Consider the following 26,404-nt stretch of genomic DNA (forward strand, 5'->3'; position numbering starts at 1 on the left):
AAACAGGCTTGGATGGGGGAAGGACCTATGAAACGTGCTCGAATTATATACAATCCCACGTCAGGCAGGGAAGCTGTAAGAAAAGAGCTCCCTGATATCATGCAACGCTTTGAGCAAGCAGGTTATGAAACGTCGACACACGCAACGACGTGCGCTGGAGATGCAACCAATGCAGCCAAAATCGCCGTAGAGCGTAAGTTTGATGTGGTGGTTGCAGCAGGTGGAGATGGGACGATTAATGAAGTCATTAATGGTCTCGCTGAACATGAACACCGCCCGAAAGTCGGGATTATTCCAGTCGGAACGACGAACGACTTTGCGCGAGCGCTTTGTGTTCCGCGTAATGTAAAAAAAGCAGTTGATGTGATTCTGGATGGATTCTCAAAAGAGCTGGATATTGGCCGGGTGAACGACCAGTACTTTATGAATATCGCAGGTGGCGGTAAACTAACGGAACTGACGTATGAGGTTCCAAGTAAATTAAAAACGATGCTGGGGCAACTCGCTTATTATCTGAAGGGCGTTGAAATGATCCCTTCCATTCGTCCAACGTCTGTTGAGATCGAATATGATGGGAAGTACTTCGAAGGCGAAGTGATGGTATTTCTCGTGTCGAACACGAATTCAGTTGGTGGATTAGAGAAGCTAGCACCAGATGCGGAGATGGATGATGGCATGTTTGATTTGCTGATCATTAAGCGCGTCAATCTGGCTGAACTGATTCGTCTCGCTTCACTTGCGATGAAAGGGAATCACATCAGTGACCCGAACGTGATCTATACAAAAGCAAACCGCATTAAAGTTCATACGAACGAGAAGATGCAGTTAAATATTGACGGGGAATATGGCGGATTATTGCCCGGGGAATTTGTCAATTTATATCGCCACTTGGAATTCTTTCTCCCAAGAGATCGATGGGACGAGGAATAAGGAAAAGGAACGGCTCGGATTTTGTCACAATGGCAAGATTCAGAGTCGTTTGTTATTCTGTTTGATTCCTTTCGGAAATGGTAAAACTAATGAACATTAAGCTGATTCCATTCAGCAATCTGAACGGCAAAGGAAGATGTGAATGTCTAAGCCAGCACCACCGGTACAGAAGAATGACACCATCGAAGTGACATTCGAGGACTTAACGCACGAAGGAAATGGCGTCGGCAAGATCGACGGCTACCCGCTCTTCGTCCCTTATGCTCTACCAGGTGAAACAGGAAAAGTAAAAGTGATTAAAGTAAAGAAGAACTTCGGATTCGGTAAACTACTAGACGTAACAGAAGCAAGCCAGGACCGCGTCGACCCGCCTTGTCCCGTTTATGTGCAGTGCGGAGGCTGTCAGCTTCAGCATATGAGCTACCAGCTGCAGCTTGATATGAAACAAAAGCAAGTCAAAGACGCCATGCATAAGATCGCGCACTTAAGCGACGTCCCCGTCCACCCAACGATCGGGATGGAAGATCCGTGGTACTACCGCAACAAAGTGCAGATCCCTGTCGGACAAGACGGCGAGCGCCTGAAAGCCGGTTTCTACCGTAAACGTAGCCACGAAATCATTGAAATGGATACATGCATGATTCAAGACGAGCACAATAACCGGATGGTCGAAGCTGTCCGCCGCATTGCGGAGAAGTACGGCGTTGAAGCGTATAATGAAGAAAAGCACCGCGGCGTCCTGCGTCACATTATGGTCCGCACCGGCCAGACAACAGGTGATGTGATGGTTGTGATGGTGACTCGTACGAAGCAGTTGCCATACGCTGAACAAATTGTCGAAGAGATCCGTGAGACGTATCCGAATGTGAAATCAATTGTCCACAACGTCAACTCGAAGAAAACAAACGTCATTTTAGGCGACAAAACGACTGTCTTATACGGAGACGACTACATCGTCGATCGTATTGGCGATATCGAGTTCAAGATTTCACCAAAATCGTTCTACCAGGTCAACCCGGTTCAGACGAAGAAATTATATGACCAGGCTCTAGCCTATGCGGACCTAAAAGGCCATGAAACGGTCATCGACGCCTACAGTGGTATCGGTACGATTTCCCTCTTCCTAGCTCAACAAGCGAAGAAGGTATACGGAGTAGAAATCGTTGCCCCAGCTGTGACGGACGCGAAGAAAAACGCAAAACTGAACGGGATGAACAATGCTGAGTTCTTCGTAGGTGAAGCCGAGAAAGTATTCCCGTGGTGGAAGAGCCAGGGCCTTGATCCTGATGTGATCGTGGTCGATCCACCGCGTAAAGGCTGCGATGAAGAGCTATTGAAGGCGATGATTGAGATGCAGCCAGAGAAAATCGTTTATGTATCTTGCAGCCCATCAACACTAGCCCGCGACCTTCGCATTCTAGAAGACGGTGGATTTGAGACCCAGGAAGTACAGCCAGTGGACATGTTCCCACAGACCGGTCATATTGAGAATGTAGCTTGGTTGAAAAGAAAATAATACAAAAGACAAGAGTCCCGAGAGTTTGTCCATTCTCGGGATTTGTTTTATAAATGAAGGTGGTCTTTACAATGATAAACAATGATCGATTAATCCGATTGCGATATGCGCTCGACTTAAAGAATGACGAAATGGTCGAGATCTTTAAACTCGGTGACATGTCGGTAACAAAAGAAGAAGTAGGTGAAATGCTTACTAAACCAAATGATAGTGACCTGGAGGAAGCGGAAGAGACGGTCGATGATGAAACGGTAGAGCGCTTCTTAAATGGATTGATTATTTATAAAAGAGGCAAGCAAGAACCGAAACCAGGCCAACCGGAGCGCCCAGCGCTTTCAGGGGATGAGTGGATCAACAATGTTATGTTAAAGAAGTTGAAGATTGCTCTTAAGCTGACGAGTGAAGATATGCTTGATATCTTTGATAAAGCAGGAGTTCCTGTGACAAAGGGGCAGCTGAGTGCTTTATTAAGAAAGAAGGGGCATAAGCATTATAAGGATTGTGGGGATAAGTTTGCGCGGAGCTTTTTGAAGGGACTTACGGTTAGGTATAGGGGATAAATGAAATGATTTAGATTAACTTATTATTATCCCTCTATGCTCTGAATTGTAACGCTGTAGCTATACTTTCCCAATACTTGAGATTTCCTTCGTTCTTTATCGGTGGATAGTTAAGAGGGGAGGAAGTTTTGGATAAAAAAAGAGAAAACAGTATATTAGTAATGAACAAATTATTTTTACATCTATTGTAATACGATAGGGCTATATATAAAATAAGAACTAAGTATAAAAAAAGTAAGACGAATGAGGTGGATTGAGTGGGGATTAAACTCTTCCATAAAACACAAAGAGACTTAGCTTCATCAATAAATCATGTGATCGATCGATATTGGGATAACGAGATTGAAGAAGACCAAATGATGGGGCTAGTAAAGACTCTTTATAACAACAATGATACTAAGTTTTTAAAGAATGGGGACTTTACAACAGTCTTAAAGCAACAATGCGGTAAACGAAGATTAGAAGTCGTAAACAAAATTCTCTCCAACCGTGATAAATGTGATGGAAAGAGAATGTAGGTGAAAAATATGCAATATTCGGCCGGTTTTACGAAAGAAAAATGGTCAGAACATGAGATGTATATCGTTATTGAACTCATGAAGCAAAATAAAACAAAGATTGAAATATTAGATGAAGTAACTGAGAAGAATCTATTCCAGTTGCGAAGCCCAGTCAGTATAAAGAATAGATTTAACATGGTTTATAGACGAGCAGCAGTCTTAGGTGATGAATTACAGCAACATTTTCTAAATGCAGTAGATTACGACCGGAGAGCTTTGACATTGTATTCTTTTTTACAGGTATATCGCGTCCCTTTAGAGTTTTATTGGGAAAGAATCGTCTATAAATATGAACTTCAAGAGTCGTTGTATGCTAATGACTTTCATTATTTCTTTGAAGAAAAGGCTAACAGAGACGAAAAAGTTCGTAACTGGAGAGCTGAAACGGTTAAGCGTCTTATTAGGTCATTAAACTTGTTCTTTAAAGAAGCCAACATGATTGAAAAAGTGGATCAAACAAAATATTCAATACATCCGATACATATGACTCAATCCTTAAGAACGTATTCTGAGAAGAATGAACCTTTATTATACTCTTTTACAGTCCTAGAGAAGGTGAATAAATCATGAAATCGACTTATGAACGTTTAGAGCAGATGGAAAAAAGGGTCAACCAGGAAGGTTTTACCAATCCTAAAGGCATTGGAAGTGATATTCCTCATTTTGTGCTGGATTACCCCCCGCAAGATGAGTTGCAAGTACGTGTCTATTTAAAAAACATGTTGAAACGTACCAAAGTGAATATTAAAGAAGTGAACTTATTTGAATTTTTACTCTCCTTTTTTGAAGAGGATGAAATGGAAGAATTGTATGAAGTGGCTGAAGAGGAAGGTCTAGCTGGGTTAAATGATGTAATCGAGCCAATTCTTAACGAGGGTAATACAATGATTCAGCAATTCAAAGATATGACAGAAAAAGCAGAGTTGATTTTCATTACTGGCGTTGGTACAGCACATCCTTTTCTTCGATCGAGCCAATTATTAAAAGCTATTTCAAGTAAAGGGTACAAAAAGCCTATCGTACTTTTTTATCCAGGGGAATTTACAGGATTAAGGTTGAAGTTATTCAGTATTCTGGATTATGAAGATGACTATCAACTATCTCGAATTTCATGAGGAGGGGAAAATGATGCAGATTAAAGATATATTTGAAAAAGATATATTTCGTCCAATTAATAACGTCGTTCAGGCTGAACAAGTAGAAGAGGATGTAGTGGAAACGGAATTGGATGAATACGTCCTGACCGAAGAAAGTGAGCATTATCTTGAGAGATTTTATAAGAATTATTTAGCTGTCTATAATCAACCATCAACAAAAGTGGGGGTATGGATTTCAGGTTTCTTTGGATCTGGTAAATCACATTTCTTAAAGATACTATCTTACTTATTACATAATCAGACAATTGCAGGTAAAACACCTGCTGATTATTTTGAAAATAAGACCGAAAACCAGAATCTTTTAAACATGATGCAGCAAGTATCTGAGAAAAAGTCGGATGCATTATTATTTAATATTGATTCACGTTCTACATCTTCTTCTAAGGATTCAGAAAAAGAGCGTATTATTGAAGTGTTTTTGAGAGTGTTTAATAATCATTTAGGATATTCAGATACCTTATGGGTTGCTGAGATGGAACGCCAACTAGATAGTGATGGGAAATACGAAGAATTCAAACAAACAATCTATGATCAAAACGATAAGTCTTGGGAAGAACTCCGTTTGAAGATTTTATTACGTAAAAGAAAAGTTATAAAAGCTCTTGAAACAGTAGGTTATGACCAAGATACGGCGGAAACATTCTTTGATATGAATAGAGAATGGTTTGCTATTGATGCTCAACGAGTTGCTGAGCTCGTTGCAGATTATTGTAAGAGTCAGGGGCCAGATTATCGTATTGTTTTCCTTGCGGATGAAATCGGGCAGTATATCGGAAACAACACAAGCTTAATGCTTAATCTACAAACAATTACAGAAAAACTAGGTGATTTATGCCAAGGGCAGGCATGGGTAATTGTGACATCACAGGAAAAACTAGAATCCACGGTTTCTGATCTCGATAGTACGAAAGACTTTTCTAAAATCCAAGGACGCTTTGAGACAAAAATTAACTTGTCCAGTGCGAATACAGATGAAGTAATCAAAAAGCGTCTTCTGGAGAAAGAACCAGTTGGTGCAGATACACTAAAGACTATTCATGACCAAGAAGGAAAACTGATTCATAATCGTCTGGCTTTTGATACAAATAATACTCAATTGCGTTCCGGGTACCGGAATATCGAAGAATTCGTTTCCTTTTATCCATTTGTTCCTTATCAAATTGAGTTACTCCAGCTAGTCTTCACCAAAATCCGTAACCTGGGTGAAGGTGGACAGCACACCTCCCGCGGTGAACGTTCCTTACTTAAAGCTTTCCAGGAAGCGGCTCAGTTAAATGCTGAAGAAAATGTAGATAATATGGTTACCATGGCAGAATTTTATCCTTCTATTCGTGATTATTTGGAATCATCGATCACGGGTACAATTGCAAGAGCGCATGACCGTGCCCGAAACCACGAAGGGTTAGAAGAATACGACGTAAAAGTGTTGGAAGTTCTCTACCTAATCAAAGGGATCGATGAAATTAAATCTACACCAAGCAATATTGCCACACTTATGATAGAAACGGTGTACGATGAACGCCAACCATTAGAATACAAAATAAAGGAATCACTAAATCGACTACAAAATGTCATGTTCATTGAGCAGCATGCAGATGGTTCATACTCATTCTTGTCAGACGAAGAACAAGAAATTAATCGTGAAATACGCGTTGAAGACTATAATGGTTCTGCTGTAAAAGAACGATTAGGTAATCTCTTTTTTAATGTCATGTATCGTCAACCGAAGTATGAATACAAGTATAACAAACATACTAAGCATTTTGATTTTAATAAGCGGTTTGACAACTATTTAAAAGGACAGATGAATCACGAATTGACCATGCAAGTATTTTCTGAGGGAATGACCGATTCAGAAGCGGCTTTACAGGCAAACTCTGGACATTTAATTATTCTTTTAGACAAAGACCTCGTTGCGGAAGCAGAGGGATCTCTTGCATACATTCAACAAGTCGATAGCTATGTACGCCGTAAGCAGTCAAGTACAACTTCTCAGCAACAAAGGCGTATTTATGAATCTAAGCTTGCTGAAGTGGATGAATTCGCACAAAAAGCTGAAGAATTGTTAGGTAAAGCATGTGAAAATGCTGGATTTTATATTCAGGGACAACGTCGTGATCTCAGTGGGAAATTCGAAAGTAAAGTAAATCAAGCTATGGATATGTTGATCCGTAACACATTTACAAAGTTCCATTATATAGAAGAGCCCATTTCTTTTAAAAACAGCAAGAAAGAATGGGAGAAAGTAGCTGAAGATTTAGGCCAGCAACGTTTATTCAGCGATTTAAATAAGAATGCTATGGATGAGATAAAACATTTTGTTGAAGAACTTGAACGATCCCATGACCAAAGGACCCTAAAGCAGGTTGTGCAAAAATATAAAACAATTCCTTATGGCTGGGAAGAACAGGATACCATTGGTGTTTTGATGGGGTTAATTAATGCTGGGAAAGTACGATTCACTTATGCTGGAGAACCTTTTACACCGAACTCTAATCAGTTCTATGACCGACTAGAGAAAGTATCTGAACGTGATCGAATTGTGGTTATGCCGATTGTAGAAATGGATAAGCAAGTGAAACAAGAATTAATTGCATTGGTTCGTGATTTCTTCTCAATTACTCAATCATATGACACGTATGATACTTATAACGAAATAATAAGAGAGAAAGTTGAAGAAGAATTTGTTCAACCTATTGAAAAGGTTCGGGAAAGAAGACACCAGCAAAGTGCTTTTAGTGAATACCCGTATCCTGGCGAAAGTGATATAAGAACAGTCGTTAATGGAACACAAAAGTTATTAGCTAACCGAGATCCAGAGCAATTTTGTCGCACGTTTATACAGTACGAAGATGATATTGAAGAGTGGTATGACATTTTAGAGAAGCTTCAAGGTTTTTATGAAGGGAATCCTATCGTCAAGTTTGATGAAGCAGTTAAAACTTTAATGGAACATGATCAGGAAATAGAAGTCATTCATAATGATAAGCTTGATGAAATCGTACAACAGATGAAACAAATTTTGTTACAAGAAGAACCAACTAAAGATATCATTCAATTACCAAAGTTAAAGGCTAATTTGAAGAACCTTATTAAAGAAGAAACGAATAAACAAAAGCGGGCAGTTCTTGTACAATCTGATAAATCTCTGAATGAACTAGCAGTCTTACATGAGCAATACTCCGAATATGAACCTATTACGGAATACCTTCGATCAAGAACTAACCAAGCTAGTTATCTTTATGAAAAAATAAAAGAAAGCGAACGTATTTCTAGTGCGCGTATTAATCAACAACAGTTAAGCGAGCTCATTGATTCAATAAAAGTCAAAGTACGGCAGATGATTAAAGAATTAAGAGAGGAATCAGACACTGTTAAGAGAGAACCAAAGGTTATTACCGAGCAGGAATTATACAATTCTTTCTTTAGCCAAGTTGATACTATTAATTCTGAAGAAGATTTGGAAAGGGCAATTGAATCATTGAAAAGGAATTTAATAAAAGAATTACAAACACACTATTTTATTAAATCATAAAATAAGGGGCAGTTTAATAGTCCGCCCCTCTACATACAGAGGTGAAAAAATGAATAAAGTTGAATTGAAAAAATTTGCTGTAGAAGCAAGACGTGATTTGATAAATAAAGTTTCATTGAAAGCAGGACAATATGGCATTCAAGAAGATATTCAAGAATTGAAGCTTGAAGAAAATTATGGGCAAATATTTGTAAACGGTAAGCCATATCCATCAGAAATGAAACATGCTTTTCATCTGTTACAACAGCGCTTAAGTGCTGTTGGTTATAACCAGTTAATTGAAGAAGTAGCATATACTTGGTTTAACCGAATTATTGCAATTCGTTATATGGAGGTGAATAATTACTTACCCGATAGAGTCAATGTATTATCTAGTAGTACCGGGAAAAATGAACCTGATATTCTACATCAATATGAAACTATGAATTTAAACGTAGATCATCAAAAAATAAATGAATGGATACAAAAAGGGTATAATAATCAAGCTTTTCGTAAACTTTTTATAGCACAATGTAATGCATTACATTTGTCCTTCCCTTTTTTATTTGAAGAAATAAATGACTACACTGAATTGTTATTACCGGAATTTTTATTAGACAGTGAATCAATTATTATAGAGTTAGTGAAGAACCAAGAATTGGCGGAAAGTTTTAAAGAAGTAGAGGTTATTGGTTGGGTTTACCAATTTTATATATCAGAACCCAAAAATAAAGTTTTTAGTAATCTAAATAAGAAAAAGAAAATAGGGAAAAATGAAATACCAGCAGCAACACAACTCTTTACTCCAAAATGGATTGGTCAGTATATGGTCGAAAATTCACTTGGTCAATTATGGTTAGAATCAAACCCTGATTCTGAACTAAAAGAAAACATGAATTACTATATTGAGCAATCAACTCAAGAAAAAGATGTACAAAAGGTACTAAATACAATTAGATATTCTAATATCAATATTGAAGAAATTACATTAATCGATCCTTGTTGTGGTTCTGGGCACTTACTTGTATATGCATTTGATCTGTTTTATAAAATGTATGAAGAGTCTGGCTATCTACGCACTGAAATCCCTAAACTAATATTAGAAAATAACTTATATGGTATAGATATTGATTATCGCGCAGTACAATTATCCTCTTTTGCATTAATTATGAAAGCTAGAGAAAAATCAAGGCGCATATTTAAGCAGAATCCTCAATTAAATATATATGAAATACTTGAAACTAACTCATTAGATATTAATGAGATTATTCACTTCTTAGGATGTAATAATCAAGAAGAAAGAGATTTACGTCACATTTATAATTCCTTCTATGATGCGAAAAATTATGGTTCATTAATTGTTCCAACTAATCTTGATTATAAACATTATTTATATTTAATAAATAAGGCTTATGAAAGTGAAGTCACACTTGAAAATTATATATTATTTGAACAACTAAGGGAATTTGAGGACATTCTTACTTTATGTAGTGTGGTAGGTAATAAGTATGATGTATCAATTACAAATCCACCTTATATGGGTAGTAGAAAGGCAATGAATAAAAATTTAAAAGAGTTTGTTAATAAGTATTACCCGGAGTCAAAATCAGATTTATACGCTTGTTTTATTGAAAGGTGTAATACATTCACTAAGTTAAACGGTATGTCGTCCCTAGTAACTCAACATTCTTTTATGTTTACTGATGATTATAAAAAACTGAGGAAAAAACTGTTGGAAAACACACACTTCCTATCATTAGTTCATTTAGGTACGGGATCTTTTCCGGAAATAAATGGGGAAATTGTTCAAACTACTATGTTTGTGTTAAGAAAAACTTACATTAAGCGATATAGAGGGGAATTTGTAAGACTTGTGGATTATAAGGGAGATTTAAAGCAATTAAACTTGCACAATGATAATAATCATTATAATAGATATGTAAATGAAGATTTTAAAAAAGTTAAAGGATTTCCGTTATCATATTGGATGAGTGAAAACATGAAAAAGACCTTTTTAGAATACGGTTCCTTTGAAGATATTGGAAATCCTAGAGCCGGTATAACTACAGGGGATAATGAAAAATTTGTTAGGTTCTGGGCTGAAGTGAATTATGAAGAAATTGGATTCCAAAAAGAGAATATTAGTGAATTTCACTCTACGGAATCTAAGTATGTACCATACAATAAAGGAGGGAAACAAAGAAAATGGTATGGAAATAATGAGTTTGTATTAAAGTTTGATAAAAAACATTATAAGCTACTTGAAAATCAGGGTAATCATTTACCTTCGAGGCAATATTATTTTCGGAAAAGTATAACTTGGTCAGATATATCAGGGAGAAAATTTGCGGCTAGGTATTGTGATTACGGTTTTGTGTTTGATGTGAAAGGGTCTAGTGGATTTCCTGCTTATGAAGATATTTATTATGTACTAGCATTATTAAATTCTTCTTTAACACCTAGATATATAGATACACTAAATCCAACATTATCAACACAAGTTGGGGATTTGAAAAGAATACCTATTGTAGAAGTTAATGAAGATGTAAAACAGAAAATCAATGAATTAAGTAGAGAAAATGTAAATATTGCGAAAGATGACTGGGATAGAAGTGAGTTATCTTGGGATTTCGTTCGTAACCCACTAATAAACTATTTTGATGAAAGCTGTGCCATTGATAAGGCTTTTAATGATTGGAAAGCTAAAACATATAAAAATCTCTATAAATTAAAAGAAAATGAAGAAAAGTTAAATCATATTTTTATTAACCTGTATCAACTTCAAGGTGAAATGCAACCTGAAGTAGAAACTAAGGATTTGCCTTTCTCAGTGGCAGAAAGAGAAGCTGAAGCAAAGTCATTTTTATCATATTTTATAGGATGTGTTGTAGGACGTTATTCGTTAGATTATGAAGGTGTTTCTTTTGCAGGTGGTAAATTTGATGTATCAAAATACAAGAAATTTCAACCAACTACTTATGGATTAATTCAGTTCACTGATGAACATTATTTTGACAATGATATTATAGTACGTTTAAGAGAGTTTTTATCAGTAGCATTTAGCACAGATAATGTAGTTGAAAATATGAGGTGGTTAGCTGAATCGCTAAAAATTAAAAATAATGAGTCACCAGAGGAGCGATTACGACGTTATTTCTTAGACGAATTCTTTAAGGATCATTGTAAGATGTACCAGAAGCGTCCAATTTATTGGTTAGTTGATTCAGGGAAACAAAAAGGGTTACGAACACTTATTTATATGCATCGATATCAGCCAGATACGATGGCAACAATTCGTTTTGAACACTTACAGGAAATTCAATCGAAATATCAAAATGAAATAGATATGATTGATACTCGTTTGGCTAATCCAAGCTTAACTACGACTGATCGTCGCAACTTAGAAAAATCTAAGACATCATTTCAGAAAAAGATTGAAGAACTACAAGAGTTTGATAAGCATTTAGCTACTTATGCGAATGAACAAATGGATATTGATTTAGACGATGGTGTTAAAGTGAACTACGCCAAATTTGATAAAGTACTAGCAAAGATTAAGTAACAAAAAGAGGGGATTTTCTCCTCTTTTTGTTTACATATAGAGGTGGAAGACGTGAATGTAATTGAAAAACTACAAGAAAAAATACAACAAGAAAAGGAAACTAAAGGTCGAGCAATAGTGTTTTGGTATGACCCGCAGGCTCAAGTGAGTATTGATGAACTACGCCAACAATTAATGGGTGTTGAGGTTAGGTATTTGACAGCTCAAAACTTCTTTAAACTAAAGGTGGAGATTGAACTTCAAAGAGTCACAGACTCCTATTTAATCTATTCTGATGTACCAAGACCCAACGATAAAGATAATTTGATGTTGGATATATTGTCTTACAGCACAGAATTTAAAGCAGATGAAACAGCTATGCTATCAGAAACATTACACGTATCTGATCAGGTTTTACGTCCAATGATGGAAAAGTATCCATCATTCTTCAATAGCAAAGAGCGTAAAAGAAAACTTCATAAAGTACTACCTGAGCAAGCGAGTGAAACTCAGTTTGAGATTAGTATGATGGCCGTTATAACAAAAACTTCGGTTTCTGACGTCAGAGTTATTTCACGTCAAATTCTCTCGTCTGATTTACAGTTGGAAGATAATGAGTTCGTGAAGTCGATTAAGCGTAACTTCTCCTTAGATCGCACATTGGAGATTGTTGGTCGCTATTTTGGTGTTTCTTTAAATCATATAAATCAACCTTTCAAAGAGCTGATAAATATACTCATTTATCAACACTTTAAACAAAAGGCAAGTTTTATTGTGGAAGAGTGGGAAAATCGTTGGACTTCTTCTTCCCCTAACGTTTGTGCGCTTTTCATTGAAGAGTGGCTTCAGCAGAGTGATGCAGATATTCTTGAAAAACACATTAAGGAATGGGAGAAGGCATTTTATGTGAGGGAGAAACTAGGTACACAGGATATCTCTAATTTTTCTCTAACAGATACCTTCCCTGCTGTTGATGCTCTGATAATAGAAAAATGCATCGACGAGCTACTTCATCAAACAATTCAGGGGGAGGAACGCTTATATTTAATTGCGCAACGCTTGCAGACCCATTGGGGCTCAAAAGGTAAATTAAGAGCTTTGTATAAAACCATTTTCGAAGCTATTCGAATGGAGACTCTAAAGACTGTTGTACATAGAATTCATCAAGAAAATGATTTTTATGAAAGTTATGCGGAATCTTTGTACGAAATTGATCAAGCCTATCGTCATTTCATGAATCATTTCACACGCCTTGATTCGAAAGAGATGTTAGAAGAGGTTACTAATCGCTTGACAAATTGGTATGAAAATGAATATTTAGGTCGTCTATCAGGAGAAATGAATTTCAAACTGGAAGATGGGTATGCACCAAAAATAATGCCGCAGCGAACATTCTTTTCTGAAAAGATTCAACCAATATTGGATAAAGAACAAACAAGAGTATTCGTTATCATTTCAGATGCTTTGCGTTATGAAGCTGGTTATGAACTTCATGACCTTTTAACGAAGCGTGAAAATGGTAGGTCTAGTATCCAACCAATGGCAGCAAGTTATCCAACTTACACACAATTAGGAATGGCGTCATTACTACCCCATAGGCAGCTAGAGGTCGATGAAAAAAACGGTGTATTAGCAGATGGCCAATCGACTAAAGGAATGGATAACCGCCGTAAAATCCTGCAAACGGTTGAATCACAAACAGAAGTTTTTAAGTTGAAACAACTACTAGATATGAAAACAAGTGAAGCCGAGCAATTATTAAGAGGAAAGCGGTTGATTTACCTATACCACGATCACATTGATGCATTAGGGGATTCAGCTAAATCAGAGCGTGAAACCTACGGGGCTGTTCAACAAGCAATTCAAGATTTACAATTTGCTGTTGATCGTTTGTCCCGTCTTCAAGCAAAGCGAATTTTTATAACAGCGGATCATGGATTTCTGTTCCAATTTAAGCAAATTGAGGAGCACGGAAAAATCCCAGCTGTTGACGGAAATGTATTAGATGGTAGCCGACGTTTTGCAATTGGACATGATTTGTCAGTTCCAGAAGGAGCAATTAAATTAACTGAGAACCAAACCCCTTTAAAAAATTCTGAAGTCGTTCTTGCGAAGAGCCTCAACCGTTTTAAAACTGGTGGCGGCCTTCAATTTATCCATGGCGGGGCCTTACCCCAAGAAGCTGTTGTTCCTTTGATTGATTACCGTCGCATTGAAAAGGCTCAATCAGTGGATATTGCGGTAGCTATGATTAATAAAGTCATTGCGAACTATCAGGTGCCTGTTTCTTTTTATCAGGAACAAAGCATCACAGATGAATACACGTCTCGGAAAGTGCGAGCAGCTTTTTACCAGGGCAATGAGCGAATATCCAATGAAGTTGAACTTGTGTTTGATCTAAAGGGGGAAAATAAAGAGCGTAATAGGCAAGTAGAGTTTAGCTTAATTGAAAAGCATTATAAGATAGGTGAAAAATGTAAACTGAGAATTGATACAGTAACTAAAAAGGGTAAGGAAACATATCTCGAAGAAGAGTTTGTTTTACGCCTATATGAAGCCTTGTATTAAACTTGAGAGGGAAATGGAGGTGTTTTTATGCTTAAGAAAGGTGAAATAGTTGGGGGATCTTTCTGGCCAGAGCCTGTTCAAATTAAGCATGTCGAAAGCATTGATGATGAGTTGTTTTTGGTAGAAGCTGTCGGTCGTGAATCCAATCAATTCTTCGAAAATTATTTAGAAGAATTTCAATTAGAACAAGTGGAACATTATTCTGAGAATGAAACTTCAGATCAATGGAAGAATCGCTTTCAACACTATTTACAGTATCACGTATTGCGAACGGAAAAAGAATACTCTCAAGCACGGGCTCGTGGGAATAAGAATATGATACCTCTGCCTCACCAAATTGAAGCGGTTTATAGTAAGATGCTTCAGGCACCTCAAGTACGTTATCTATTGGCTGATGATCCAGGAGCAGGTAAAACGATTATGTCCGGTATGCTGATCAGGGAATTGAAAGCACGAAATATGGTTCGCAAAACGTTAATTCTAGTTCCTCCGCTAGTATTAAAACAGTGGCAGGCAGAGTTAAAAGAAAAATTCGATGAAGATTTCTTAATTATAACTCGTGATTACTTGAAAGCTTCGGGTGAAATCAACCCCTTTGAAATGCACCAGCAAGTGATAGCATCCATGTATTGGGCTTCTAGAGAGGATATTAAAAATATGATCCTAAATTCTCACTTTGATTTAGTGATTGTAGATGAGGCTCATAAGATGGCAGCTTACACAGTAGGACAGAAAAAAAGAAAAGTGAAACGCACGAAAATGTTTCAACTTGGGGAGAACCTGTTACGTCATTCAGAACATTGCATGCTTCTAACAGCTACTCCGCATAAAGGAGACAAAGAAAACTTTAGGTACTTAATGAGCCTTATCGATCATGACATTTTTTCTCATCTTAATCGAAGTGACTCTATTTTCGAAAAGAGTAATCCATACGTAATCCGTCGGTTAAAAGAAAAGATGGTTAAATTTGACGGAACACCCTTGTTTCCAAAACGAACGACAAAGACACTTGGTTTCGAGTTAAGCTCTGCAGAAGTAGAGCTATACGACGCTGTGACAGACTACGTACGTCATTACTTTAACCGTGCGAAAAAGAATGATAAACCGAATGTTGCTTTTGCTATGATGATTTTACAACGGAGGCTTAGCTCTTCTGTGGAAGCAATCTACCTCTCTCTATTACGAAGAAAAGAACGACTGCAGAAAGTTTTGGAGACAGGACAGAGGTTGCAGCAATTAATAGACACAGAAGAATATGAAGAAAGCTCCTTTGAAGATCAGGAATTGATGGAGCAATATGCAGAAGGTGAATTTGAAGAACTTGATATGGACGAACTTCAGGTGGAAATAGAAATGCTTGATCATTTGATCCGCAAAGCAAATGTGGTACGGCAGCAGGAGAATGAGAGAAAATTTCTTGAACTGGAAAGCACCTTATTTGGAGCAGACGGACTTCTTGCTCAAGGGGAGAAAATACTAATTTTCACAGAATCAAAAGATACACTGAATTATTTAGAAAAGAAATTTAAGGCTTATGTACCGGATATTGCTAAAATTGTGGGTGGTTTTTCCATGGACAGGCGTCAAGAAGAGGTGGAGAAGTTTCGCAAAGATTTGCAAATCATGCTTGCTACGGATGCTGGTGGAGAATCCATTAACCTTCAGTTCTGTAATCAGATGGTAAATTACGACATACCATGGAATCCGAATCGATTGGAACAGCGAATGGGGCGTATTCACCGTATCGGTCAAAAGAACGAAGTGTTTGTCTTTAATTTAGTAGCTACAAATACTCGTGAAGGGGATGTGCTTTCACGTCTTCTTACAAAGATGGAACAGATGAGAGAAGACCTTGGTCAGGAACTGGTATATGATTTCATCGGTGAAGTATTAGAAGATCATCAGGCTGATTTACCTTCTATTATGGAACAATCCATTATCGGAAGGGAAAACCTCGATAATGTAATTGAGCGTATGGAAAAAACCTTATCCGAAGAACATGAACGTTTGCTAGAGTTAGCTAAGAATGAGCGGCTGAATGAAAACTTTGATTTACCAGGAGCTAAACGCTCTTTTGATAAAGTATCAATCCATAGCATTCCTCGGCGGTTCTATGGTCACTTCGTTTTACAAGGTTTAGAAAGTACGAGGACACGTGTGAGCGTCTCGGGAGATAAATCAGCAGCTCGTATTGATCGTTTTCCTAAACGGATCCGTGACTTTGCCCGTGGACGAAAGTTAATGTTCAATTTTGATGAATCTATTCGCTTTGCATTATCTACGAATTCAGAAAGTACTCAACTTTCAATGTTACAAAATGATAGCCCCGTGTTTAACATAATAATGCAATTGACCTCTAAAGAAATGCAGCAGGCTGTTTTGCCATTTTATGAAGTTCAAGCCTCCGTTCCTGAAGATATGAAAATTGAGTTGAATCAGGTAACGATTGTGGATGGAAATGGTCGTGAGCTTGAACAACAGTTAATGATGACTGGGAAACGCGAGAATGGTGGTTTTGTCCAAGTCTCTCCTTATTTCTTATTTCACCAAACATTAGAGGTGGAGGGTACGTTCGTTCAAGAAGACCAAGACATTAAACGGTACGTCATTAAGCATGCAAGAAACCTTTTAAAAACAATTCAACGTAAGCGAGAGGATTATGCTAATAGAAAAAGAGTCTTTTTAAGAAAGTCTTTTGAAGAGCAGATTGAAACATTACAGCAACGTTTAGAAAAATACCAGAGAGAAAACGTAGAAAGAAAAAATAGTGCATTAATCAACCAGACTTATGCACAGATAGATGAAATAGAAGACCGCAGTAAAGAGCGTTTGAATGAAATTGATCGGGAACGCTCCATCCAACTAAAACCAGTAAAGCGGATAGCACAATTTAAAGTTTCATCCAATGGTGTATCAAATGGACGTGTTATTCCTCAGGACTTTCTCTCTCTAATTGAGGAGTATGAATTGAAAAGTGGTAGGTTGAATGTTCAATTACAACCTGCTTTTGGACTCGTAGATTTTATTAGTGAGGATGTTGAGGGCGAAAATAGGTTGATCGTCGTCACTGACGATTTATATCAGTTTAAACAACAACTGGTGTTGGAGGATTATAGTGATATAACAGAACGGGTTTTCGTGTATGAGGTCAGAGCACATGGAATTAAAGAGCATAAGTTGGATCAAGGGTTAATGTTTACTTATTAAAGGGGGATACATAAATGAAGCGTTGGTGGATGGTTCGAGCAGGGGACAATAATGAATTAGTTCCAGTGTGGGAAGAACAGGGCATTGCATCTATTGGATGGCCGCAATTAGAAGATCCAAAACAATTTCAATCAAAGAGTGAAATGATTGATATGGCGGATGAAGTATATGAAGAAAGTAAACCGAGATCCAGAAGCAGTTGGGTAAATCAAGTTTGGCGTTTTAGTAGAGACATCAAAAAAGGGGATAAGGTAATAACCTACTACAAAGAAACTAGAGAGTACATGGTAGGAACAGTGAGAGGCGAGCATTATTTTGATAAGTCGATTGGAGATTCAAATTATCCTAATCATATAGACGTTGACTGGGAAGAAGTTACGGTAGAACGGGATCTTTTGTCACAAGCAGCTAAAAACAGTTTAGGCTCAGTACTAACGGTATTTCGTGTTGATGAATGGGGAAAAGAAATTGAAAGGTTAGTGGAATCCCCTTTCTTAGAACCTGAGGATATAAATGAAGATGAGGAAGAAGAAAGTGAAATCATACAAGACCTGGTTAATAAAGCATTAGTGATGGTTCAGGATAAAGTAGATAAGTTCGATCCCTGGCAAATGCAAGAGTTAGTGGGTGGTTTATTACAAGCAATGGATTATAATGTTCAGGTAAGCCCTAAAGGGCCTGATGGAGGAGTGGATGTATTAGCATATAAAGATGCTTTTGGTTTTGAAAAGCCTATTATCAAAGTGCAAGTAAAACATAGAAAATCATCAGCAGGTGCTCCTGAAATTCAACAATTACTAGGCGCTAACCCTATTGATGCTAATTGTTTATTTGTATCAACGGGTGGATTTACCTCACAAGCTGAAGTGGTAGCTAAACATAACTCAGTTAGATTAGTAGATTTAGAGGAATTAGTAGACTTGGTGGTGAAGTGGTACGAAAATATGCCGACAGATAAAAGGGCTATACTTCCGTTGAAGAAGATGTATGTGCCTGAGTAGGAAACATTAAATGAGGAAAGTTGTTTCTTTAGAGTGCCGAAGTAAATTAAACTGAACTCTTAACTTATTGGTGAAGTAGGACAGTGTATCTTTCCCTGCGTTCATAAAATAGAAGCGTTAGTGAAAAGTTACGAATCTGTATAAAATTAGGTGTATCAGAAAGAGTTATAGCTAAAGGGAAGTGGAGATGGCTATGCAAAAGAAAATTTTGTGTGTTTATTGTCTAAAGCAGAAACATAGAACAAAAGTAGGAGAACATCCTATACCAGATTCTTGTGGTTCTGATATAACTACAGTTAGAGTTTGTAAAGAATGTAATGGTGTTGCAAATAACTTAGTGGATTCCCCTTTTACTAATATGAAATACATAGAATTTATCAGATCAGTTCTTGGGATAACTACAAAAGAGGGTGTAATTAAAACACACCAACAAAAAGTTAATTTTAATGAGAGCAGTGGTAATCGCACAACAGGTAAAATAACGATAGGTAAAGAGGGGAGTACTTATGAGCTTCATCCGAAGGTAATAAACAATCCTCAGGATCTTATCAGTACTAGGTTCTTTCTAGGGCAAGATCACACACATCATATTAAAGCTGTGATAAAGAAAGCACAGAAGTCTAATATAACACCTGTCAGATTTAATTTAAAAAAATCCGTTACAACAATAAATGGATCCTTAAAGTATGAAGTTGATGGTGAAATAATAAGAAAAGAGCTTATCAAAGCAATGTATGCTTTAGCTACAATATACTTAAACGGGTTTGAATATACAAAAACAGGATGTATATTGCGGAAATACTGGAAAGGTGAAGGGATACTTAGTCCATCAATTAAGCCTGAATTTCAGCTAGCAGTTTTTAATGGATTAAATATAAATGAAGTGAAAAACCATTTAAACACAACCTCCCACAATCACTTGTTCTCGTGCGTTAAAGAAAAGAATGGGGACATATTAATGTTACTTAACTTGTTTGGAATGCTTACTGTAGCTATAAGACTATTACCAAAATGTTCAAAGGAAATGAATAATGTGCTTAATAACGAATGTAAATCAATCATTATTAATCCTGTAACAAGAGAAAGCTTGGAAATGACTATTTTTTAATTTTTTATAAGTAAGGAGATAGCTGAGTGTACCTCCTTACTATTACAACTATAATGTCTATTTTACCCTATTTAACGTTACGGTGAACCGTACCATAATTAAGGATATGTCCAGGATGATTAGTATGAGAGGGGGAATTGCCTCACCCCCTCTCTTTTTGGGAAATATATTACTAATCCAACTTCGCCAAGCGTTCAATATTCTCAACTAACATCATAACTCATATCAATAAACCCCTTAGCCCTTTCAACATCCTCATCACTACTAATCGAAATCTCCAAATCCCCTGTACCATAATGCCCGATATTCCGCACATCCCGAGTGAAGCCCTTCTCCAACTCAACCGTCTCAGGATCGACTTTCACATAAAGCAAAATCTTCTTCGTAGCCGGGTGAACTTCCACACAGGCAAAATTCTTTATTCGTTTAAAAGCAATGTAATTCTTCAACGTCTTCATTTGCACGTCGTCCCCTAGAGCTACTAGATAAGCCTGTAGTAATTCATAGCGATCGCTAAGCTCTGTGCTAGACTGCTTTAAGTAATCACTCACGGTTTTACTTTTGGTTGGCTTTGAATCGCCAGTCGGTGTTTCTTGAACCGTCGTTGCATTGACTAAGTCAAGTAGAAGTAAGTCGTTCGTGTAGTGCTTGTATTGATATAATTCAATGTTTCGATTGATCTGCTGCACGGCGTGTTCGTCGTACTTTGTGAATCCGCCAGCTATACACAATAACCTTGGGCTTGTCCAATCGATAGCATTGGAGACTTCTTCACCGTATTGGCGCATGACCATTAGTTCGAATTCTCCTTTATGATCAAGCAGCCAATCAAGGTAGAAGAGGCCCTGGTTAATCACATTTTCATTTGTGGATCGTTTGTATTCTATGATGACAGGGGAGTAGTTCTCGTCGATGCCTAACGTATCGATTCGACCTCCGTGACGTTTGCCTGTGCTATATTCTGATGCGAGAAAGCGGACGCCCAGACAAGCTTCTGAGTTTTGTTCAATGATGTGCTGTAGTGATTTCTCCACAGCTACGGCGTGGCCTTCTAGTTCTTCTGCGTGATTTTCATTTATGTGAAAGAGTTTAATATCTCCCAATTTAATCTTCCTTTCTTTACTAGATTCTACTCTATATTTTCCGTCTGACTACAAAGCGGATAGTTACTACACCCGTAGAAATATTCCCCGCTTTTATTCTTTCGTTTAGCCATAAACCCTCCACAGCGACTGCATTTCTTCTGATGCTCAAGCACACTCACATCATTAATGGTGTACCCGCACTGAGGGTAATTGCTACAGCCCACAAAGGAATCATTTCGAATGGTAAGGTCACCAGAGTGGCAGCGAGGGCATTTTAGTGTTTCTTCTGCTACATGCCCTCCTGTCTCATAAGCTATGTTGTACTCTTCTTTTAGTTCTTTCACAAATGAAGAAGGGCTTTTTTCAGGGACCAGGATGTACGTTGAGTTTTGGGTTCTTGTTATTGCTGTATAGAACAACCTGCGTTCTTCTGAGAAGAGGAACTGATCCTTCGTTTGGAGGACCCATTCTAGTACGGGATCATCTTCTATTTTGTTAGGAAAGCCCGTTTTCCCGTTCTTAGCGTTTAGAAGGATGACGTAATCAGCCTCTAATCCTTTTGATTTATGAACAGATAGGAACTGAATAGAAAGGTTCGGATATTTCTTGTACGTCACTTTACCACTCTTGTGTTGTGCATAAAAGTCAGGACTCTTCTCGAAGATGAGAATGTCGTAGTTGTTTCGCCCAAGGAGCATAATCGTTTGATTCGTTCCTTTTGCGGCTACGACTTCATCCAAGATATCTTCAAGGCGTTGAATGATTTGTCTGTTTTTAAATAAGAACATGCGTATCGGTGTTTCGTTTGTTTTATCTGATCTTAAGTTTTTCTTATATTGGCTCGGATTTTTCATTACGAATTGTCCTGCAGTATCAATGAGTTGTTGGGAGTTCCTGTAAGTCTTCTCAATTCGTAGTAGTTCGTGATCGCCAAAGTAGGCTTCAAAGTTTGTGAACAGTTCAATATCACTGCCAGCGAAGCGGTAGATCGACTGCCAATCATCACCCACACACATTACTTTCGCCCCGGTTTGTTTTCTAATGGCGTTAATGAGGTGGAAGCGACTTTGGGAGATGTCCTGGTATTCATCGACGATGATATATTTATAGGGAAACTGAGGTTTTGTTTCTTCTATAATGCTCGTTGCCCGGTTAATCATATCGTTAAAGTCAATGGCATTCTTGGAAGCAAGGCTCTTCTCGTAATAGTGATAGATCGGCTTCACCAAGGAGAAGAAGATCTCGTTTCTTTTTCTCATAAATAGGGAGAGGTTTCTTTTATTTTGCTTCTCTAACGTTTGGAAGTCTTCAGCTCCATAGCCAGATGATTTAAATAAGGTAATAAATGTTTTCACTAGCTTTTTTAAATCCTGAAAGTAGGTGTTGTTAAGGTGATCAAAGATTTGCGAGAACAACTTCTTACTGTCAATCGGCTGGAATACTACGCCTTCTTCTTTGAGCATCCTCTCTAATTCTTCTAGCAAAATCCCTTCTCGATTGTAATAAGAGTAAGTCTCTAAAAGTCTTGTTTCGTTCTCTTTGTGCAATTCCCGTTTCCATTTCAGATCCTCAAGGTAACGCTCTTCTTCAATCGCACTTAAGTGCGGAGCTCTCATATTTTCATCAATTCCAAAGTGTTCTAAGTACAGGCCATAATCATCTAAGTAAAAGTCTGGCTTATATTGTCTGTACTGTTGATTCCCTGTTAAGTATTCGTAGGGTTTCTCATAAGTATAGGAAATTCCATTTAAATAGAGGAAGTTGGCGATGATGAATTCTTCTAAACTTTTCACCGTTTCGCCCTGGTACGTCTTCTTTTGAGCCGCTAATTGGTCCGTGCTTTGCTTCACGTGTTCTTGTTGTTTATGTGCTTTACCTTTCAATGTTTCAAAGTCGAGGTTCTTGTGATATTCATGGTACTCGCCGAGCGTGTTAAAATCGCTGATATCTTTAGGGATTTTTAAATAAACGCCAAAGAAGTGCATCAGCTTATGGATGTAGTTCTTGTGTTTGTGCATCTGTTCTTTGAAAAAGGTGTGGAGAACGGCGTCCATTGAATCTTCTATATCCGGTTTCTCGTTCCCGGCTTCTGAAATGATCTCAAGGCCTAGTTTATGAAATGTCTTCACATCAATCTCAACGCCTAGTTTCTTCGCAATCCTCTCATGCATTTCACCGGCTGCTTTCTTGGTGAATGAGATAAGCAGGATTTCTTCTGGCTTTATCCCTTTTCGTTCGATCAAGTATTTCACTTTGCCTGAGATCGTTAACGTCTTCCCGCTCCCGGCTCCGGCTAGGATTAAGTTGCTATCTTCGTCTGTTACGATGGCCACTCGCTGCTGGTGGTCTAGTGATTTTCCATCGATATTATTAAAGAAGTGTTGATTGTTACGTAGTTCTTGATCGATGTAATGCTTGTTCCAATCCTTGATTTTTTCAGATAGGTTCTCGAACAGTCCATTAAACTGTTGAATGGTACGATCCGGGTGGCCTCCTTCAAAGAAGTCATAAGCGTTTTGATAAGACGAAGCCAGTAGTGATTGTTTATGAGAATGGGTGATGTAGGACTTCTTTAACAGATCGACGCGTTCCATGAATGTATAAGCTTCTACCGTATGCATGGTGATCACTTTGTTCCTGGTTTCTTGGATAGACGGTAGTTTGATTAAGAGGGAACGAATGGCCTTTTTGTGTTCATTCCGTTTTTCTTCGTAGTCTTTATAGATTGGCAGTGTTCTAAGCTGTTCCAAATGCTTATGTATAGAAGAGTTCGTGATAGCTTTTAGTGGCTGGTCTTTGAGCACTTCATTATACGTTTCTTGAAGGGTCTCGATTTGATGGTTCGTAATGATTTCGGTCTGATTCTTTAAAGCCAAAGACTTCGCCCAGAGTGACTCTTTACTGTGTTGCCATTTAGTAAGATCTTGTTTTAACGCAACTGAGAAATCTCTGTATTGTATTTTGTTTATGAATAGCTTGATTTTGTGAAATAGGTCTTGCAATGTTATTTCCACCCTTTAACATTATAGGATAAATCTATGGTAGCATAGAATTACATAGTTTTACTTTTAAAAGAGTCAATTAACCTATATGTTCTCAAGGTCTAATTGTATTTACAAGGGGGTAGGAAATGTGAAGCAAGAGATTTTAATGGTGAAGATCCATAATGGCATTAAAGAAGGAAAAAGTTATTACGAAGCTACTCGTGGGAACTGGAAGATTAATAGAAAAAGAATTGAATATATTGAATATGTTGTAGGCATTAATAAAGGAAAAGTTGTGTGTGCCTTTCAACCTTCTAAATGGTATATAGTCGAAGAAAGTCAAGAGTCTGGGCGGAGCTTTTTTGATGGCTCGCCTGTAGAGGAGAATATGCTGGCTAACTTAAAACAATCACAGGATCTATTAGTTGATAAATTTGGGCAGGGTTCTGCGGTGGCTTATGCGTTAAAGTCTGAATGTAGAAACTAGGAGGGAAAGAAGAGGCTTGATAATGTTAAAAATTAATCTGGTTTGACCTGATTAATTGAAAAAGGGTGGGTTTTAAATGACTGAGGATATTAAAAAAGTATTTGTGAGTTACAGTTGGGATGATTCTGAACATAGACAATGGGTAATGGACCTTGTGAGGAACCTAAGAAGAAATGGTGTTGATGCTACATTTGATCAATTTGAGACTCAATCAGGGACAGTTCACCTTCAAGAAATGATGATAAATAGCATGAAGGAAAATGATAAAGTAATTATTGTATTAACACAGGATTACGCTGAGAGAGCTGAATCAATGCAAGGAGGAGTTGGTTTTGAGACTAGATTAAGTTTACATGAGTTACAAGACAATCCTCATAAGTTTATATTTTTATTAAGAGGCGGAAATTTTGAAGAATCAATTCCTTACCATTTAAAAGGTTATTATGTAATAACTTTTACTGATGTTGAGATGTATGAAGAAAAGTTTAAAGAACTTCTTCATCGTATTGAAAATGTGCCCTTGTATGAAGTGAATCCAATTGGCCCGAAGCCAAACCTATCTCCTCAGAAGGCAATAATGGAAGCTTCTAAGGGTGGTTCAGATAATCGTTTTACGGGGAGCGATTTTCAGTTAAACAGGGAAGTAACTGATTTAGATAAAGAAAAATTCTTAGCCAACAGTTATACTGAAATGAAAGATTTGTTTACTGAACTATTTGCCCATATAAGAAGTCAGAACTCTGGATTTGATTATAATCTAGAAAACTTTGGAGATAAAAAGCATATTTTCAAGCTATATGATAGAGGAAGTTATCAAACGGGCATTAAAATGTGGTTAGGCGGAGGTTTTATGAAGGGTATTAACTTATACTATGGAGTGCATTTGGATCCGTCTTCCGATAATGCCTATAATGAAACCTTACAATGTGAAGAGATAGATGGTGTTTTATATCTTAAAATGACAATGAACACCTTTGGCGATATAGAGAAGGGAAATCCTAAGGCGCTTGTAGAAGAAATTTGGCAAAACCACTTATACCATTACTTCAAATAACTATTTATATTAAAAATTATTTCACTATATAAATTTAAAAAGATATGCTCATATAATTATGCTAGTCACTATAAACCTTGATGAGGAGTTATGCCTTTGGAGACCATCCAACAACTAACCCAACAACTCCACGACTGGGAAAACATGCAGGGCATTGATGAAGAAGAGGAAGAGCAGGAGTGGATTGGTGCGGGGATTGCTCTTTACGAGAAGATCATCAAAGTAGATAAAGAGAATAAAAGCGACTATCTACAGGAGCTCTCAAGACTTTATCTGAACTATGGAAGAAATGAAAAGATGAAGTTTTCTAATTTCACACGTGCGGTGCGTCATTTAAAGCAAGCTGTCTATATTGATCCAGAAGATCCGAGGCCTTGCTACCATCTTTCTTTTTTGTTGATGCGCCAAGATCATCCTGAAGGAGCGCTTTTTTACGCGGAGCGTGCCCTTAAGCTTGGACTTGATGATAAACAGACTTATAAACTGTTTTGTAATATGGCCCTCGGTTATTACAAACTGCTTTTACTTAAAGAATCATATGGTTACTTACTTAAAGTAGAAGAGAAGGCAAAGCAGGATCCGGTTCTCGGAGCGTTCTTAAAACCGTATCAAGCGACTATCAAAGGTTCTAAAAAGAAGGGATATGTTCCTCTTTCTGAACAACATGGAACGATTGTGGAAACAGAGGATGAATTGGAGGATCGTGTATCTGGTGGAGAATGCGTTGTCTTGATGATCCACCCTTACCGAACAGAACTTAACGGGGAAGAGGAGTGCGTCAGTTTTTCTTCCGTAAACGCGCAGATTTTAGAAGCGATCCTGTTGAGTGAGGGAGGCCTCACTGTGACTCAGATCTCTGGAGTTCTGTGGGGGTATAACGCAGTCGAAATGTCCCCTTCTTATGTCCCAAGGATGATGAACAAGATTCGTTCTGATCTCAAGAAAGCCACAGGGATCGATGGAAAGAAGCTTCTTAAGACAGACGGAAATTTATACGTTTGGGATCACACTATTTTAAAAGGAAACATCCATTATAAGAATCATAAGCGATCTGGTTCCAGGTCAAGAGAGGGGATTACAATTTTGTAATCCTCTTTCTTTTATACTAAGGGTAATAAATGAGGAGGCGATG

The 26,404-nt window shown here is 37.6% G+C and carries 17 protein-coding genes; 15 read left to right on the plus strand and 2 right to left on the minus strand.

Annotation, left to right across the window (positions count from 1 at the left end; all coding sequences use genetic code 11):
- The first annotated feature begins 27 nt into the window (after positions 1–27).
- The 12 genes from LQ226_RS16610 to LQ226_RS16665 all read left to right on the plus strand — a co-directional run bounded on the left by LQ226_RS16610 (position 28) and on the right by LQ226_RS16665 (position 19,662).
- Positions 28–930 carry a diacylglycerol kinase gene (locus tag LQ226_RS16610; RefSeq protein ID WP_231419105.1) on the plus strand — a complete coding sequence of 301 codons (903 nt, stop codon included), beginning with the start codon at positions 28–30 and terminating at the stop codon, positions 928–930.
- Positions 931–1,072: 142 nt separating this feature from the next.
- Entirely contained in the window at positions 1,073–2,446 is a 1,374-nt protein-coding gene (gene rlmD, locus LQ226_RS16615) for a 23S rRNA (uracil(1939)-C(5))-methyltransferase RlmD (RefSeq protein ID WP_231419107.1), read from the plus strand.
- A gap of 71 nt (positions 2,447–2,517) precedes the next feature.
- Positions 2,518–3,006 carry a YehS family protein gene (locus LQ226_RS16620; RefSeq protein ID WP_231419109.1) on the plus strand — a complete coding sequence of 163 codons (489 nt, stop codon included), beginning with the start codon at positions 2,518–2,520 and terminating at the stop codon, positions 3,004–3,006.
- A gap of 257 nt (positions 3,007–3,263) precedes the next feature.
- Positions 3,264–3,524, plus strand: a complete 261-nt coding sequence (locus tag LQ226_RS16625; RefSeq protein WP_231419111.1) for a TIGR04540 family protein — start codon at positions 3,264–3,266, stop codon at positions 3,522–3,524.
- 9 nt (positions 3,525–3,533) lie between these two features.
- Positions 3,534–4,136, plus strand: coding sequence for a DUF1819 family protein (locus tag LQ226_RS16630; RefSeq protein ID WP_231419112.1), 603 nt, complete (start codon positions 3,534–3,536; stop codon positions 4,134–4,136).
- Positions 4,133–4,681, plus strand: coding sequence for a BREX protein BrxB domain-containing protein (locus LQ226_RS16635; protein ID WP_231419113.1), 549 nt, complete (start codon positions 4,133–4,135; stop codon positions 4,679–4,681). The genes LQ226_RS16630 and LQ226_RS16635 overlap by 4 nt, the downstream gene beginning before the upstream one ends.
- 10 nt (positions 4,682–4,691) lie before the next feature.
- Positions 4,692–8,258: a BREX system P-loop protein BrxC gene (gene brxC / locus LQ226_RS16640; RefSeq protein WP_231419114.1), complete on the plus strand. Its 3,567-nt coding sequence runs from the start codon at positions 4,692–4,694 to the stop codon at positions 8,256–8,258.
- A 49-nt stretch (positions 8,259–8,307) separates the two neighbouring features.
- The gene (gene pglX, locus LQ226_RS16645; RefSeq protein ID WP_231419116.1) at positions 8,308–11,799 is read left to right on the plus strand and encodes a BREX-1 system adenine-specific DNA-methyltransferase PglX; all 3,492 of its coding nucleotides are present in this window, start codon (positions 8,308–8,310) and stop codon (positions 11,797–11,799) included.
- Positions 11,800–11,850: 51 nt separating this feature from the next.
- Positions 11,851–14,346 carry a BREX-1 system phosphatase PglZ type A gene (gene pglZ, locus LQ226_RS16650; protein ID WP_231419117.1) on the plus strand — a complete coding sequence of 832 codons (2,496 nt, stop codon included), beginning with the start codon at positions 11,851–11,853 and terminating at the stop codon, positions 14,344–14,346.
- A gap of 27 nt (positions 14,347–14,373) precedes the next feature.
- The gene (locus tag LQ226_RS16655; protein WP_231419118.1) at positions 14,374–17,553 is read left to right on the plus strand and encodes a DEAD/DEAH box helicase; all 3,180 of its coding nucleotides are present in this window, start codon (positions 14,374–14,376) and stop codon (positions 17,551–17,553) included.
- A gap of 14 nt (positions 17,554–17,567) precedes the next feature.
- A complete protein-coding gene (locus tag LQ226_RS16660) occupies positions 17,568–18,554 on the plus strand; it encodes a restriction endonuclease (protein ID WP_231419120.1) in 987 nt (328 codons plus the stop codon).
- Positions 18,555–18,741: 187 nt separating this feature from the next.
- Complete coding sequence (locus tag LQ226_RS16665; RefSeq protein ID WP_231419122.1) at positions 18,742–19,662, plus strand: HNH endonuclease; 921 nt, start codon at positions 18,742–18,744, stop codon at positions 19,660–19,662.
- Between the two features lie 203 nt (positions 19,663–19,865).
- Here LQ226_RS16665 and LQ226_RS16670 read toward each other — a convergent pair whose 3' ends face one another.
- Complete coding sequence (locus LQ226_RS16670; RefSeq protein ID WP_231419124.1) at positions 19,866–20,765, minus strand: DUF5655 domain-containing protein; 900 nt, start codon at positions 20,763–20,765, stop codon at positions 19,866–19,868.
- Between the two features lie 26 nt (positions 20,766–20,791).
- Positions 20,792–23,749, minus strand: a complete 2,958-nt coding sequence (locus LQ226_RS16675) for a UvrD-helicase domain-containing protein (RefSeq protein ID WP_231419126.1) — start codon at positions 23,747–23,749, stop codon at positions 20,792–20,794.
- Between the two features lie 130 nt (positions 23,750–23,879).
- Between LQ226_RS16675 and LQ226_RS16680 the strand changes: the two genes are divergently transcribed.
- From LQ226_RS16680 to LQ226_RS16690, 3 genes are all read left to right on the plus strand, one after another.
- Positions 23,880–24,218, plus strand: coding sequence for a hypothetical protein (locus tag LQ226_RS16680; RefSeq protein WP_231419128.1), 339 nt, complete (start codon positions 23,880–23,882; stop codon positions 24,216–24,218).
- A 76-nt stretch (positions 24,219–24,294) separates the two neighbouring features.
- Entirely contained in the window at positions 24,295–25,272 is a 978-nt protein-coding gene (locus tag LQ226_RS16685) for a toll/interleukin-1 receptor domain-containing protein (RefSeq protein WP_231419130.1), read from the plus strand.
- A 96-nt stretch (positions 25,273–25,368) separates the two neighbouring features.
- Positions 25,369–26,361 carry a tetratricopeptide repeat protein gene (locus LQ226_RS16690; protein WP_231419132.1) on the plus strand — a complete coding sequence of 331 codons (993 nt, stop codon included), beginning with the start codon at positions 25,369–25,371 and terminating at the stop codon, positions 26,359–26,361.
- The last annotated feature ends 43 nt before the right edge of the window (positions 26,362–26,404 follow it).

The sequence above is a fragment of the Pontibacillus sp. HN14 genome (assembly GCF_021129245.1).
GTDB lineage: Bacteria > Bacillota > Bacilli > Bacillales > BH030062 > Pontibacillus.

Coding starts and splice junctions, on each gene's coding strand:
- LQ226_RS16620 (WP_231419109.1), top strand. CDS start 2,518: ATGATAAACAATGATCGATTAATCCGATTGCGATATGCGCTCGACTTA.
- LQ226_RS16665 (WP_231419122.1), top strand. CDS start 18,742: ATGGCTATGCAAAAGAAAATTTTGTGTGTTTATTGTCTAAAGCAGAAA.
- LQ226_RS16660 (WP_231419120.1), top strand. CDS start 17,568: ATGAAGCGTTGGTGGATGGTTCGAGCAGGGGACAATAATGAATTAGTT.
- LQ226_RS16630 (WP_231419112.1), top strand. CDS start 3,534: ATGCAATATTCGGCCGGTTTTACGAAAGAAAAATGGTCAGAACATGAG.
- LQ226_RS16655 (WP_231419118.1), top strand. CDS start 14,374: ATGCTTAAGAAAGGTGAAATAGTTGGGGGATCTTTCTGGCCAGAGCCT.
- LQ226_RS16635 (WP_231419113.1), top strand. CDS start 4,133: ATGAAATCGACTTATGAACGTTTAGAGCAGATGGAAAAAAGGGTCAAC.
- pglX (WP_231419116.1), top strand. CDS start 8,308: ATGAATAAAGTTGAATTGAAAAAATTTGCTGTAGAAGCAAGACGTGAT.
- LQ226_RS16610 (WP_231419105.1), top strand. CDS start 28: ATGAAACGTGCTCGAATTATATACAATCCCACGTCAGGCAGGGAAGCT.
- brxC (WP_231419114.1), top strand. CDS start 4,692: ATGATGCAGATTAAAGATATATTTGAAAAAGATATATTTCGTCCAATT.
- LQ226_RS16685 (WP_231419130.1), top strand. CDS start 24,295: ATGACTGAGGATATTAAAAAAGTATTTGTGAGTTACAGTTGGGATGAT.
- rlmD (WP_231419107.1), top strand. CDS start 1,073: ATGTCTAAGCCAGCACCACCGGTACAGAAGAATGACACCATCGAAGTG.